This is a genomic window from Allobosea sp. TAB14 (genome assembly GCF_052113865.1).
Lineage (GTDB): Bacteria > Pseudomonadota > Alphaproteobacteria > Rhizobiales > Beijerinckiaceae > Allobosea > Allobosea spartocytisi.
This window is the reverse complement of the sequence record NZ_JBFRDQ010000051.1, coordinates 22,776-36,140: the sequence shown is the minus strand read 5'-3', so window position 1 is coordinate 36,140 and position 13,365 is coordinate 22,776. Positions and strand designations below refer to the sequence as shown.

The window sequence follows — 13,365 nt, the reverse complement described above, 5'->3', positions numbered from 1 at the left end:
TAAGGTGCATGATCGCCGTCCAAAGCCGCCGCAGTGCCGCAAGGACGAAGACAGGCGGGGAGCAGGGAGACGACGATGTCGAAGCCGCAAGCTGCCGTGAAACCGCTCAAGGATCTCTACGAACTCGACGAGTTGCCGCCGCTCGGCCATGTGCCGGAGAAGATGTACGCCTGGGCGATCCGGCGCGAGCGCCACGGAGCGCCGCAGGACTCGTTCCAGGTCGAGGTCGTGCCGACATGGTCGATCGGCGAGGAGGAGGTTCTGCTCCTCGTGATGGCGGGAGGCGTCAACTACAATGGCATCTGGGCCGGCCTCGGCCAGCCGATCTCGCCCTTCGACGTCCATAAGGCACCGTTCCACGTTGCCGGTTCCGACTGCGCCGGCATCGTCTGGGCTATCGGCTCCAAGGTGAAACGCTGGAAGGTCGGCGACGAGGTCATCGTCCACTGCAACCAGGACGATGGCGACGACGAGGAGTGCAATGGCGGCGACCCGATGTTCTCGGCCAGCCAGCGCATCTGGGGCTACGAGACGCCGGACGGCTCCTTCGCCCAGTTCTGCCGGGTGCAGTCACGCCAGCTCATGCAGAAGCCGCGGCACCTCGCCTGGGAAGAGGCCGCCTGCTACACACTGACGCTGGCGACGGCCTATCGCATGCTCTTCGGCCATGCTCCGCACACCATCAAGCCCGGCGACAACGTCCTGGTCTGGGGCGCCTCGGGCGGCCTCGGCGTCTTCGGCGTGCAGCTCTGCGCGGCCTCGGGCGCCAACGCCATCGGCGTGATCTCGGACGAGACCAAGCGCGACTATGTGCTCGGCCTCGGCGCCAAGGGCGTCATCAACCGCAAGGAATTCAACTGCTGGGGCCAGATGCCCAAGGTGAATTCGCCCGAATATGTCGAATGGACCAGGGAGGCGCGCAAGTTCGGCAAGGCGATCTGGGACATCACCGGCAAGAAGGATGTCGACATCGTCTTCGAGCATCCGGGCGAAGCGACCTTCCCGGTCTCCTGCCTCGTCGCCAAGCGCGGCGGCATGGTGGTGTTCTGCGCCGGCACCTCCGGCTTCAACATCACCTTCGACGCCCGCTATGTCTGGATGCGGCAGAAGCGCGTTCAGGGCTCGCATTTCGCCCATCTCAAGCAGGCGAGCGCTGCCAACCAGTTCGTGCTCGACCGGCGCATCGACCCCTGCATGTCCGAGGTCTTCCCCTGGGACAAGATCCCGCTCGCCCATCACAAGATGTGGAAGAACGAGCACGCGCCGGGCAACATGGCCGTGCTGGTCTATGCGCCGCGCACGGGCTTGCGCACCTATGAGGATGTGGCGGAGGCGCTGGGAGGGTAGGGGATCCGCATATCCGGTTGCAAAACGAGATCGGTTTCTTTACAGACTGATTGCGAAAAGCAAGCGGTCTGGAGGATGCCATGACGTTGACCCTCTATGCTCACCCTTTTTCGTCCTACAGCCAGAAGGTGCTGATCGCGCTCTACGAGAACGGGACGCCCTTCACCTATCGGGTGCTTGGCCCGGACGATCCGGAAGCCGGGGCGGAATGGGTCGATTTGTGGCCGCTGAAGCGCTTCCCGGTCCTCGTCGACCGCGGCGAGACGGTCGTCGAGTCCAGCGTCATCATCGAGCATCTCGGCCTGCATCATCCGGGGCCTGTCCGGCTCTTGCCCGATGACGCCAAGGCCGCGCTCGCGGCGCGGATGATGGACCGCTTCTTCGACAATTACGTCATGACGCCGATGCAGGCGATCGTCTTTGACTATCTGCGCCCGGCTGACGATCGCGATCCCTACAGTGTCGCCAGGGCGCGCGAAGCGCTCGACACGGCCTATCGCTGGCTCGACGGCGCCATGGCCGGGCGAGAATGGGCGGCGGGCGACGCCTTCGGCCTAGCCGATTGCGCCGCGGCCCCGTCGCTCTTCTATGCCGATTGGGTGCACGAGATCGACACGGCCTTTCCCCATGCCCGCGCTTACCGGGCACGGCTCCTCGCGCGTCCGTCCTTCGCCCGCGCCGTCGAGGAGGCGCGGCCCTACCGCCCGCTTTTCCCGCCCGGAGCGCCCGATCGCGACTGAGATCGACCGGGAGAGGCCCTCGGCTGAGACATGGCAAGGCCGCGCCGCGGCTCTGTCGCAGCCAACGGATCGGGAGTAGAGACGGCAGCCCTTACCGGGTTCCCGAGGTCCGATGCCRTCTCTTCTCCTGCGCGGAATGCCGCTGCTCTTCACCTTCCTGTGGTCGACGGGGTGGATCGTGGCGGGCTATTCGGCGCGCTATGCCGACGCCCTGACCTTCCTCGCCCTCCGCTTCGGCACGGCGGCGGTCCTTGTCGCGCTGCTTGCGCTCGCGGCCGGAGCGCCCTGGCCGCGCAGCCGCCGCGCCGTCCTCGACATCGCGCTCACCGGCATCCTGCTGCATGGCATCTATCTCGCCGGCGTCTGGTGGGCGGTGCGCCATGGCCTGCCTGCCGGCATTTCCGGGCTGATCGCCGGCTTGCAGCCGATCCTGACGGCGCTTTTCGCCCCCGTCCTGGTGGGGGAGCGCATCTCGGGGTGGCGCTGGCTCGGCATCGCCTGCGGCTTCGCCGGCATCGCCCTCGTGCTCGAACCCCAGCTCGCAAGGGTCGAGCCCGCCGCGCTCTGGGGAGTGTTGCTGCCGGTGGTCGTGAACGTGATCGGCATGTTCGCCGTCACCTTCGGCTCCTTCTACCAGAAGGCGCGTGTCGTCTCGGGCGACCTCAGGACGATGACGGCGATCCAGTACACCGCGGCTTTCCTGATCACGATTCCCTTCGCCTGGGCGCTGGAGCCGATGCGCATCGAATGGAACCTGACCATGGCGCTGGTCATGCTCTGGTCGGTGGTCGTGCTCTCGCTCGGCAGCATCGGGCTCTACCTGTTCATGCTCCGGCGCGGCGAGGTCTCCCGCATCGCGACCTTCCTCTACCTCGTGCCGGCGCTGGTCGCGGTTGAGGCCTGGCTGCTCTTCGGCGAGACCCTCTCGATGCTGCAGATCGCCGGCATGGCGGTGACCATTCTCGGCGTCGTCCTCGCCAGCCGGAAATAGGCTGCAGCTTTCGCCGCTGCACCGGCCGGACAGGTGCCCTCGCCGAAAGGCTGATTTTGGTTTCCCCGGACTTGCCCTTATGCTGCGCCGCAACAAAAGGGAGGTCGATCACCATGAGCGCCAACGCCGCGTTGCAATCCGAAAGCCGCGTGAGCGCGGTCGATCTCGTCGCCGCCGCCCTGCCGGGCTTCGAGACGCTTCTGGAGGCCGCGACCGTAGCCGTCCGCCGCAAGGTCGAGGCCGATGGCCGGATCTCCTCGGCCCGGCTCGAGGCCGAGCAGCACGCCGCCCACGGCCTCTCCTGGCTCGCCACCTATGTCGCGGCGCTGCGTGAGCTGAAGGCCTATGGCGAGCGCCTGCTGGAGGAAGGGCGCTACGGCGCGGTCGAGGACTGCGCCATCCGCATCGGCGCGGGCGAATATGCCGCCCAGATCTTCGGCGGCATCCCGATGAGCCAGGGCGAGATCGTCCGTTTGCCGGCGCTGGGCCTGTCGCAGGACGCCGTGGCCGCTGCCTGTTCGGAGGCGGCCGAGATGCTGAWCGCCGAGGGCAACACGCCGGAGAACCGGGCCCGCTTCGTCGCCCTGTTCAGCCAGAGCGACGGCACGGCCAGCGTCGGAGATCCCGGTCTCGACGAGACGCTGGAGGCGATCCGCTCCGAGATGCGCCGCTTCTGCGCGGCGGAAGTCACGCCGCATGCCCATGAATGGCACCTGGCCAACGAATACATCCCGATGCCCGTGGTCGAGAAGATGGCCGAGCTCGGCGTCTTCGGCCTGACCATCCCCGAGGAGTTCGGCGGCCTGGGCCTGTCCAAGGTCTCGATGTGCGTGGTCTCCGAGGAGTTGTCGCGCGGTTATATCGGCGTCGGCTCGCTCGGCACCCGTTCCGAGATCGCCGCCGAGCTCATCTTGTGCGGGGGCACCGACGCCCAGAAGGCGCATTGGCTGCCGAAGATCGCCTCAGGCGAGATCCTGCCCACCGCCGTCTTCACCGAGCCCAACACCGGCTCCGACCTCGCCAGCCTGCGCACCCGGGCGGTGAAGGATGGCGAGGGAGACGAGGCCGTCTGGAAGGTCTACGGCAACAAGACCTGGATCACCCATCCGGTCCGTGCCGACATCATGACGCTGCTGGTGAGGACCGATCCCGACGCGCCGGGCTACCGCGGCCTTTCCATGCTGATCGCCGAGAAGCCGCGCGGCAGCGACGCCGATCCCTTCCCGGTCGAGGGCCTGACCGGCGGCGAGATCGAGGTGCTCGGCTATCGCGGCATGAAGGAATACGAGCTCGCCTTCGACGGCTTCGCGGTGAAGGGGGAGAACCTGCTCGGCGGCGTCGAGGGGCAGGGCTTCAAGCAGCTCATGCAGACCTTCGAGGCCGCCCGCATCCAGACGGCGGCCCGGGCCATCGGCGTCGCGCAAGCGGCCTTCGATCTGGGACTGCGCTATGCGCAGGACAGAATCCAGTTCGGCAAGAAGCTGATCGCCTTCCCGCGCGTCGCCGACAAGCTCGCCATGATGGCGGCCGAGATCCTGATCGCCCGCCAGCTCACCTATTTCGCCGCYCGCGAGAAGGATGCCGRGCGCCGCTGCGACCTCGAGGCCGGCATGGCCAAGCTGCTCGGCGCCCGCGTCGCCTGGGCTGCGGCCGACAATGCGCTGCAGATCCATGGCGGCAACGGCTTCGCGCTGGAATATCCGGTGAGCCGCGTGCTCTGCGACGCCCGCATCCTCAACATCTTCGAGGGCGCCGCCGAGATCCAGGCGCAGGTGATCGCCCGGCGGTTGGTGGAGGAATAGCGCGGCCTCAGAGAGGCCGCTGGGACGCATCCGGCAGCATCCGCCGCAAGGTATCGTCCTTGCGGACCAGATGGTGCCAGAGCGCCGCCAGCGCATGCAGGCAGGCGAGGCCGATCAGCGCATAGGCAGCCCATTCATGCCATTCCCGGATCGGGCGCGTGACGGCACGCGCTTCCGGCGCCTGGAAGGGCGGCAGGGCGAACAGGCCGAAGTCGATGCCTTGTCCGCGCCGGATCGCATAGACCAGCCCGATCACCGGCACGAGCAGCATCAGGACATAGAGAAAGACGTGGCCGGCTCGCGCCGCCAGGGCCAGCGCGGCCGAGCTTTCCAGCGGAGCCGGTGCGCGATGGCTCAGCCGCCATCCGAAGCGGATGAGCAGCAGGAGCAGGATCGCGATGCCGATCACCTTGTGGGTTTCGACCACCGCGTGCTCCCAGCTCTTCGGAAAGACATCGACGGTCAGCCCCAGGGCGAAGGCCGCCAGGATCAGCACGGCCATGCCCCAGTGCAGCCTGCGGGACACCATGTCGTAGAAGGAGGTGGCAGCAGGCCGGACGGAGGGATTGGCCATGACGGAGCTCCATAGATTATAGTAATTCTAATCTATGGGCTGCGCCTTTCCCGCGAAAGTTAAATCTCGTCCATGATCGATGTCCCGCGTGCACGGCCAGGATGCCGCGCGGAATCGTGATAATTTCGACATGATCGACCGATTTGGATGCGATATGGCCGATCCCGGCCGATGATCAGCAGGAGTTTCGATGTCCAGCCTCTTCGCCCCCGCGCTTGCCGGAGCTGCTCTCTTCGCCGCCGCCATGCTGCCTGTCGCGCCTGCGATGGCCCAGGACGCCGCAGGCGGCCGCCAGCCGCCGCGCATCAGCGTCGTCGGCGAGGGCGAGGCTTCCGTCGTGCCGGACATGGCGGTGGTGACGCTGAGCGTGCTGCGTGAGGCCGCTACGGCTCGCGAGGCGCTCAACGCCAACAGCACGGCGATGAAGGAGGTGCTCGACGCCCTCAAGGCCGCCGGCATTGCGGAGCGCGATATCCAGACCTCGCGGCTCGACATCCAGCCGCGCTACGCGCAGCCCGCGCGCGACAAGCCGCAGGAGCCGAAGATCGTTGGCTATGCCGTCAGCAACGAGGTCACCGTCCGCATCCGCAAGCTGGCGGAGGCCGGCGCCATCATCGACAAGGTCGTCGGCCTCGGCGTCAACCAGGGCGGCGGTATCACCTTCGTCAAGGAAGACCTCAAGGCGACTCTGACCGAGGCGCGCAAGCGTGCCGTCGCGGATGCGATGGACAAGGCCCGCACCTTGGCCGAGGCGGCAGGCGTGAAGCTTGGTCCGATCCTCTCCATCGAGGAGAATGCCGCGCCGCCGCGGCCGATCGCCTATGCGGCCCCGATGCGCAAGGCCGCGGCCGATATGGCGGTGCCGCTGGCGAGTGGCGAGAACAGCTACCAGACGCAGGTCAGCGTGGTCTTCGAGATCGCGCGCTGATGGCCAGAGCATCGGCCCGAAAAGTGCCACGCGGTTTTCGGGAAAAGCCGATGTAAAAACAAAGAGCTACAGCATCGGACCGAATACAATGTTCGGTCCGATGCTGTAGAGCATTTTCGAGCGAAGTGGAAACCGGTTCGCGTGAAGAAAATGCGATAAAACAAAGAGCTAGAGCATTTTCGTGATTCGCAGAAACGCGGAAATGCTCTAGCAGGCGCCCGGTCAGGGCGCCGCGGGCGATCCGCTCGCGGCCGCCGCCTGGCCGGTCCAGGGGATGCCCAGCAGCATCCGCTCCAGGATCGCCATCCGCATCGGCACCGAAAGCTGGACCTGCCGGAAATAGCCGGCATTGGGCAGGCTGTCGCAGGAGGTGTCGAGCTCCGAGAAGCGCGGCAGCGGGTTGAGGATCAGCGTGTCGGAGCGCGCCTCCAGGATCTTCTGCGCCGTGATGGTGAAGGGCTCGGTCTCCTTCTCCTTGTCGACGGCCTCGTTGCCGAGCGAGGCATGGGCGAATTTGCTCATGTCCTGCATCTGGATGCTGAGGATGTCGTGGCCGAGCGTCTGGCGCACGTCGTGCACGATGCCGATCTCGGTGCCGAGCCCGGCGAGAACCGTCATCGCCTCGCGCATCGCCGGGTTGATCGGCACATCCGGCAGGCAGCACAAGGTGAAGCGCTTCGGCGGCGTCAGGCGCAGCATCTTGACGAAGGAGATCGCGAAGCGGGCGCGCGTGTCGCTGGAGAGCGCGATCGTGAGCTTCTCGATCTCGCCGCGCATCTGGCGGATGGCGAAGAGGTCGATCAGCGCCTGGCTCGGATGCTCGTCCGCGCCATTGCCGGCATTGATCACCGGCAGGTAGCTCAACCGCGAGACGCGGTAGGGCATGTCCTCCAGATGCGAGCGCACGACCAAGAGGTCGCTGTAGAGCTCGACCGTGTGGATGTGGTCCTCGATCGATTCGCCGGTGCTGGTTCCCAGGCGGCTGCGGTCGGTGTCGTAGGCGTCGATCGACTGGTGGCCGAGCCGGGCCGCCGCCGACTGGAAGCCGAGTCGCGTGCGCGTGCTGCGCTGGTCGAACAGTGTCGCGATGACCTTGGGCCGTCGGCGATAGACCGGCGGCTGCTCCGGCAGGATGCCGGCCTTCTCCTGCTCTTCCTCCCGCAGATGCCGCTCGGCACGCTCGAAGATGTCGTCGAGGTCGAAGCGCGAGACCGCGTCGGCGCTCAGCAGGTCCTTCCCGCTCGGATAGTTCGGGCGCTGCATTGAAGGCCTCCGGCTCGCGCGGATGCGTGCGGGGGGGCGCGACTATGCGACTTCGCTGAAGCGGTCGCCCTTGCGGGGGCCGCCTCCGGGTCGTGCCGACTTTGTACGCCCCGTCGCCACCCGGTTGCCGATCATGGGCAGCAATTTCTCCGCTGTCATCGGGCGCGCGAAAACAAAGCCCTGGATCCCGTGGGTCGCATGCTTCTGGATGATCGCAAGCTGCTCCTGCGTCTCCACGCCTTCGACGATCAGGCGCAGCTTGAGGTCGTGCGCGAGCTGGGTGATGGCGTTCATCAGATATTCGGCCTTGCGCGACGAGCCGAGCTCCTGCGTGAAGGCCTGGTCGATCTTGATCGTGTCGATCGGCAGATGGGCGAGGTAGCTGAGCGAGGAATAGCCGGTGCCGAAATCGTCGAGCGCGATTCGCACGCCGAGCGCGCGCAGGGCGACGAGCCGCGCGGTGACATGCTCGGCATCCGCGATCAGCGAGCTCTCCGTGATCTCGATCGTCAGCCGGTGCGGCTCGAGCCCATGGAGGCGCAGCAGCGCCGCGACGAGCCCGACCAGATCATGCGCGCGGTCGAACTGCCGGGCCGAGACGTTGACGCTGACGCCGACGCTGCGCGGCCAGGTCAGCGCGGTGCGGATCGCCTGGTCGAGCACCCAGGCGCCGAGCACGGTGATGAGGCCGGTGCGCTCCGCCAGCGGGATGAAGATCTCGGGGCTGACCACGCCGCGGCGCGGATGGTTCCAGCGCAGCAGCGTCTCGGCCATCGTCGCCGTGCCCGAGCGGGGATTGTAGATCGGCTGGAATTCGAGCGAGAACTCGCCGCGCCGGATGCCTTCGCGCAGCTCCGCCTCGATCGCCCGGCCGTCCTCATGCTCGTCCTGGATCGCCTCGGTGTAGACCGCGAAGCGATTCCGCCCTTCGAGCTTGGCGCGATAGAGCGCGATGTCGACACATTTCAGTGCCTCGTCGATCGAGGACGCGCAACCGGCCGGCGCGATGCCGATGCTGGCGGTCGCCGTGACGTGCCGCCCGGCCAGGACGCGCTGGCTGCCGAGCAGCATCACCAGGCGACGGGCGAAGGTCGCGGCTTCGGGCGCGTCGCGCGAGGTCGCGACCATGAATTCGTCGCCGCCGGTGCGCGCGGCGATGTCGCCCCGCCGGAGCTCCGCGCTCAGCATGTCGCCGAAGGACTGCAGCAGCGCGTCGCCGACATCGTGGCCGAAGCTGTCGTTGATGCCCTTGAAGCGGTCGATATCGATCGAGATCAGCGTCACCGGCTGCCCGGCCGAGGCGATGGCTCGGATCTCCCGCATGAAGCCGCGGCGATTGTAGAGGCTGGTGATCGTGTCGTTGACGGCAAGGGTCTCCAGCTCGCGCATCGTGCGCAGCCGAGCGACGAACATCCGGTGGATGACCTGGGCGCTGGAGAAGGTCAGCACCGTCGTCAGCGCGACGGTGAGCCCGATCACGACATAGGCGGCATCGCCGGTCGAGGCGAGCGCGAGCAGGAAGGGGACCGCCGCGATCAGGATCTGGACGCGGGTGATGAGCGGGCGCGAGCTGTTGCGGCCGGAGACGCCGGCGAGATAGCCGATCGTCTGGGCGATCGCGAGCACGGCCACGGGCTGGTAGGTGTATTTCAGCACCGCATAGGAGCCGAAGCTGGAGACCAGCGCTGCCGTCGACCAGGYGCCGAACATCGCGAGCCTTTCGAGGCGGTCGATCTCGGCGTCGCTGGCCTTGGGAAGGTCGACCCGCATGAAGCGGCGATGCGCGATCTGGCGGAACGCGCCGATGGCGAGCATCGCGGCCGTCATCAGCCCGAACACGCGGTCGCCGCCGGTCAGAACGGCGGCGGCGGCCATGACGGCTGCCACCATGATGGCGCCCGTCGTGATCGTGCCCGGCGTCCCGTAGAGCGCGGCGACCAATTCCGACTTCATCGCGCGCTCGTTTTCGCGAGCTTCCGCCATCATGTCCGCCCTAAGCCTGTTTTGCGATGACGCAAGGCAAGGGCATCTTCGGGAGAGAGATCTTAATGAACGGTGTGCCGCACGGCCGATTTCTTAGAGGTCTTCGGAATTTCGCGGCCGATTACGACAGCAATCGATACTTGGCGAAACCTTCGCCGCCATCGCCGGCCGGCTGCGCCTTGAGCGTCGCCGGCAGCTTCCCGGCCGCGGCGGGGGAGGTGACGAAGGTCACGTTGACATGCGGCGGCAGCGGCGCCAGCGCCCAGTTTCCATCGGCCTTGGGTTCGATCGTCTTCTTCTCGACGAGATAGCGGACGATGACGTCGCGGTTGAGGTCCGGCGCCTCCAGCACCACCGTGGTCTTCGTTCCCGGAAAATTGCCGCCGCCCGAGGCGCGGTAATTGTTGGTGACGACGAGGAACTGCGCCTTTTCGTCGATCGGCTTGCCGTTGAAGGCGAGATCGACGATGCGGTGCGCCTCGGGCGCCACGAGCTTGCCGTCGCCGTCATAGCGCGAGGCCTGCGTGACATCGACCCGGTAGGTCACGCCGTCGATGACGTCGAAGTTGAAGGAGGGGAAGCCCTGATTGATCAGCGGCTGTTCCTCCGTCTTCGCCGGGTCGATCCGGTTGAAGATGCCGGCCGAGCGCTCCAGCCACTCCCGGACCTCGGCGCCCGTGACTTTCACGATCTGCACCGTGTTCGGATAGAGATAGATGTCCGCCACGTTCTTCAGCGCCAGCGGCCCGGCGGGGATGTCGGTGAAGAAGCCGGGGCCCGAGCGCCCGCCGACCTTGAACGGCGCCGCGGCGGAGAGGATCGGCAGGTCCTTCCACTGCGTCTGCGCCATCAGCGGCTTGGCATAGGCGATCTGCGCCTCGGAGACGATCTGGATCGAGGGATCGTCGGCGACCAGCGCGAAGAAGGAGTTGATCGGCGAGGCCGTCGAGCCCACCGGCTCGCGCATATAGATCAGCGTCGCCTCGTGGTCGGCCTTCACCGCGGCGAGAATGGCGGGCTCAGCGCTGGCCTTCGGCACGATCTTGCGCTCAGGCGTGCGCTCGTAGATCGGCTTCGGCTCGACCTTGAAATCGGCGATGCGCCAGCGCTCGCCCTTCTTCTCCAGATCGAGGTCGATGATGCCGAGATGCGAGCCCCAGAAGCCGGGCTGGCAGGCGGGCTTGCCGTTGAGCGCACCCTTGACGTTGTCGACGCCGGGAATGCCGTCGAAAGCCTTCCCGCCGGGGAAGACGAGATGCTGGTGGCCGGTGAGGATGACGTCGATGCCCTCGATCTTGGACAAATGCAGCGCCGCGTTCTCCTCCATGCCGCGCCGCTCGCCGCCGGCGATGCCGGAATGGCAGAGCGCGATGACGAGGTCGGGCGCGGCGTCGAGTAGGTCCGGCATGTGCTTCTGGGCGGCCTCGACGATGTCGAAGGCGACAAGCTTGCCGTCGAGATTGCCCTTGTCCCACTGCATGATCTGCGGCGGCACGAAGCCGATCACGCCGATCTGCAGGACATGGCGATGGCCGGCCTCGTCCTCGAAGCTCTGCTCGAACAGCCGCCAGGCATCGACCAGCGAGCCGCCGCCGGCGCGCTCGACATTGGCGCAGACGATCGGGAACTCGGCCTTGGCGAGGCCATGGTCGAGGAATTCGAGCCCGTAATTGAACTCGTGGTTGCCGAGCGTGCCGCAGAGATAGGGCAGGGCGTTCATCGCCGCGACGATCGGGTGCGTTTCGCCCGCCTTGAGCCCCTTCTTGTAGGCGACATAGTCGCCGAGCGAGGAGCCTTGCAGGAAGTCGCCATTGTCGAAGAGCAGGCTGTTCTTCACATCGGCCTGCGCCGCCTTGATCAGGTTCGCCGTCTTGGCGAGGCCGACCGTGTCGTCCGGCCCGTCGCGGAAATAGTCGTAAGGCACGACATTGACGTGCAGATCCGTCGTTTCCAGCACCCTGAGCTTGAGGCGTGCGGGGCTCGATGCCGGCGCCTGCGCCTTCAGCGCCGAAGGCATGGCGGTGGCAGCGGCCAGGGCGGCGCCGCCCTTCAGCGTTTCGCGACGATTGAAACGACGATCCCGTGACATGCCCGACTCCTCCGTGCGCAGCGCCTAACGAAGCTAGCATTGCGGCAGGCGCGTGACACCTGGGGGAAGACGCCGGCCCTGCGCCGGCTGCGAGGGCCCCCGACGCAGGAGCATCTTGTGAATTCACGCCCAAGGCGCCAGCTTGCGCCGCGAATCCGTCCGGACCGCATGAACCGCCCGGAGCGATCGGGAGCCACCATGAATCAACATTTCATCAATGGCCGCTATGTCGCTGGCCAGACAGGCGAAACCCTCGCCAAGCTCGACCCCGCCACCGGCGAGGAATTCGCCCGCATCGCCTGCGGCAACGCCGCCGATATCGACGCGGCCGTGACGGCAGCGCGGGCCGCCTTCGACGGCGCCTGGGGCAGGCTGACGGCGGCCGAGCGTGGACGCCTGATTTCGAAGCTCGCCTTCAAGGTGCAGGATCACTTCGACGAGCTGGCGAAGCTGGAAGCCCGCGACACCGGCAAGCCGATGAGCCAGGCCCGCGCCGATATCGACGCCACCATCCGCTATTTCGAATTCTATGGCGGCGCGGCCGACAAGGTGCACGGCCACGTCATCCCCTTCCTCAACGGCTACAGCGTCAGCGTCATCCACGAGCCGCATGGCGTCACCGGCCATATCCTGCCCTGGAACTATCCGGCGCAGATGATCGGCCGCTCGCTCACCGCSTCGCTCGCCATGGGCAATGCGGTGGTGCTGAAGCCGGCCGAGGACGCCTGCGCCACCGCCTTTCGTCTCGCCGAGCTGGCGAGCGAGGTCGGCTTCCCCGATGGCGCGATCAACATCGTCGCCGGGCGCGGCCATGAGGCGGGCGCGGCGCTCTCCGCCCATCCCGGCATCAATTTCATGTCCTTCACCGGCTCGCCCGAGGTCGGCAAGATGGTGCAGCACGCCTGCGCCGAGCATCTGATTCCCTGCACGCTGGAGCTCGGCGGCAAGTCGCCCCAGATCGTCTTCGAGGATRCCGATCTCGACGCGCTCGTGCCGCTCGCCTGCAAGGCCATCGTGCAGAACACCGGGCAGACCTGCTCGGCCGGCAGCCGCCTGCTCGTCCAGAAGTCGATCTATGACGACGTCATCTCCGCCGTCGCCAAGGAGTTCTCCAAGCTGCGGGCCGGCACGCCGGAGATGGACCTCGATTGCGGCCCGGTGATCAACGCGAAGCAGCGCGGCCGCGTCCAGAGCTTCATCGACCAGACGCGCGAGGCCGGCGTCCCGGTGATCGCGCAGGGCCAGATCGCGCAGGGTGTGCCGAATGGCGGCTTCTATGTCACACCGACGCTGTTCGGCCCGGTGCCGCGCGGTAACCGGCTGGAGCAGGAGGAGGTCTTCGGGCCGGTCTTGGCCGCCTTCCCCTTCGAGGACGAGGAGGACGCGATCAAGGCCGCCAACGGCACCGATTACGGCCTCGTCGCCGCGGTCTGGACCAGGGATGGCGGGCGCCAGCAGCGCGTCTCCAAGCGCGTCCGTGCCGGCCAGGTCTTCATCAATGGCTATGGCGCCGGCGGCGGCATCGAACTGCCCTTCGGCGGCACCGGCAAGAGCGGCCATGGCCGCGAGAAGGGTTTTATCGCGCTGGAAGAGTTCGCGGTGACCAAGACCATCGTGCACAAGCACGGGTGATCGCTCTGTCCGTCAT

The 13,365-nt window shown here is 66.9% G+C and carries 10 protein-coding genes; 6 read left to right on the top strand and 4 right to left on the bottom strand.

Annotated elements, in window-relative coordinates; translation table 11 throughout:
- Positions 1 to 75: 75 nt before the first annotated feature.
- The 4 genes from ccrA (at position 76) to AB4Y99_RS10115 (ending at position 4,880) form a co-directional block, all read left to right on the top strand.
- The gene (gene ccrA, locus AB4Y99_RS10130; RefSeq protein WP_441523219.1) at positions 76 to 1,347 is read left to right on the top strand and encodes a crotonyl-CoA carboxylase/reductase; all 1,272 of its coding nucleotides are present in this window, start codon (positions 76 to 78) and stop codon (positions 1,345 to 1,347) included.
- Between the two features lie 80 nt (positions 1,348 to 1,427).
- A complete protein-coding gene (locus AB4Y99_RS10125; RefSeq protein ID WP_441523218.1) occupies positions 1,428 to 2,087 on the top strand; it encodes a glutathione S-transferase family protein in 660 nt (219 codons plus the stop codon).
- Positions 2,088 to 2,199: 112 nt separating this feature from the next.
- A complete protein-coding gene (locus AB4Y99_RS10120) occupies positions 2,200 to 3,078 on the top strand; it encodes a DMT family transporter (RefSeq protein WP_112761831.1) in 879 nt (292 codons plus the stop codon).
- Positions 3,079 to 3,191: 113 nt separating this feature from the next.
- Positions 3,192 to 4,880, top strand: a complete 1,689-nt coding sequence (locus AB4Y99_RS10115) for an acyl-CoA dehydrogenase family protein (protein WP_441523217.1) — start codon at positions 3,192 to 3,194, stop codon at positions 4,878 to 4,880.
- A 7-nt stretch (positions 4,881 to 4,887) separates the two neighbouring features.
- On the opposite strand, the gene AB4Y99_RS10110 is transcribed toward AB4Y99_RS10115, so the two are convergent.
- Complete coding sequence (locus AB4Y99_RS10110; RefSeq protein WP_441523216.1) at positions 4,888 to 5,454, bottom strand: cytochrome b; 567 nt, start codon at positions 5,452 to 5,454, stop codon at positions 4,888 to 4,890.
- A 190-nt stretch (positions 5,455 to 5,644) separates the two neighbouring features.
- Here AB4Y99_RS10110 and AB4Y99_RS10105 point away from each other — a divergent pair, with 190 nt between their 5' ends.
- Entirely contained in the window at positions 5,645 to 6,382 is a 738-nt protein-coding gene (locus AB4Y99_RS10105; protein ID WP_112761834.1) for an SIMPL domain-containing protein, read from the top strand.
- 222 nt (positions 6,383 to 6,604) lie between these two features.
- Here AB4Y99_RS10105 and AB4Y99_RS10100 read toward each other — a convergent pair whose 3' ends face one another.
- From AB4Y99_RS10100 to AB4Y99_RS10090, 3 genes are all read right to left on the bottom strand, one after another.
- Positions 6,605 to 7,645 (bottom strand): aspartate carbamoyltransferase, encoded by a 1,041-nt coding sequence (locus tag AB4Y99_RS10100; RefSeq protein ID WP_038368371.1) that lies wholly within the window; start codon positions 7,643 to 7,645, stop codon positions 6,605 to 6,607.
- A gap of 42 nt (positions 7,646 to 7,687) precedes the next feature.
- A complete protein-coding gene (locus AB4Y99_RS10095; protein WP_441523215.1) occupies positions 7,688 to 9,598 on the bottom strand; it encodes a putative bifunctional diguanylate cyclase/phosphodiesterase in 1,911 nt (636 codons plus the stop codon).
- Positions 9,599 to 9,749: 151 nt separating this feature from the next.
- Positions 9,750 to 11,717 carry a bifunctional 2',3'-cyclic-nucleotide 2'-phosphodiesterase/3'-nucleotidase gene (locus AB4Y99_RS10090; RefSeq protein WP_441523214.1) on the bottom strand — a complete coding sequence of 656 codons (1,968 nt, stop codon included), beginning with the start codon at positions 11,715 to 11,717 and terminating at the stop codon, positions 9,750 to 9,752.
- 198 nt (positions 11,718 to 11,915) lie between these two features.
- Here AB4Y99_RS10090 and AB4Y99_RS10085 point away from each other — a divergent pair, with 198 nt between their 5' ends.
- Entirely contained in the window at positions 11,916 to 13,349 is a 1,434-nt protein-coding gene (locus tag AB4Y99_RS10085) for an aldehyde dehydrogenase family protein (protein ID WP_441523213.1), read from the top strand.
- The last annotated feature ends 16 nt before the right edge of the window (positions 13,350 to 13,365 follow it).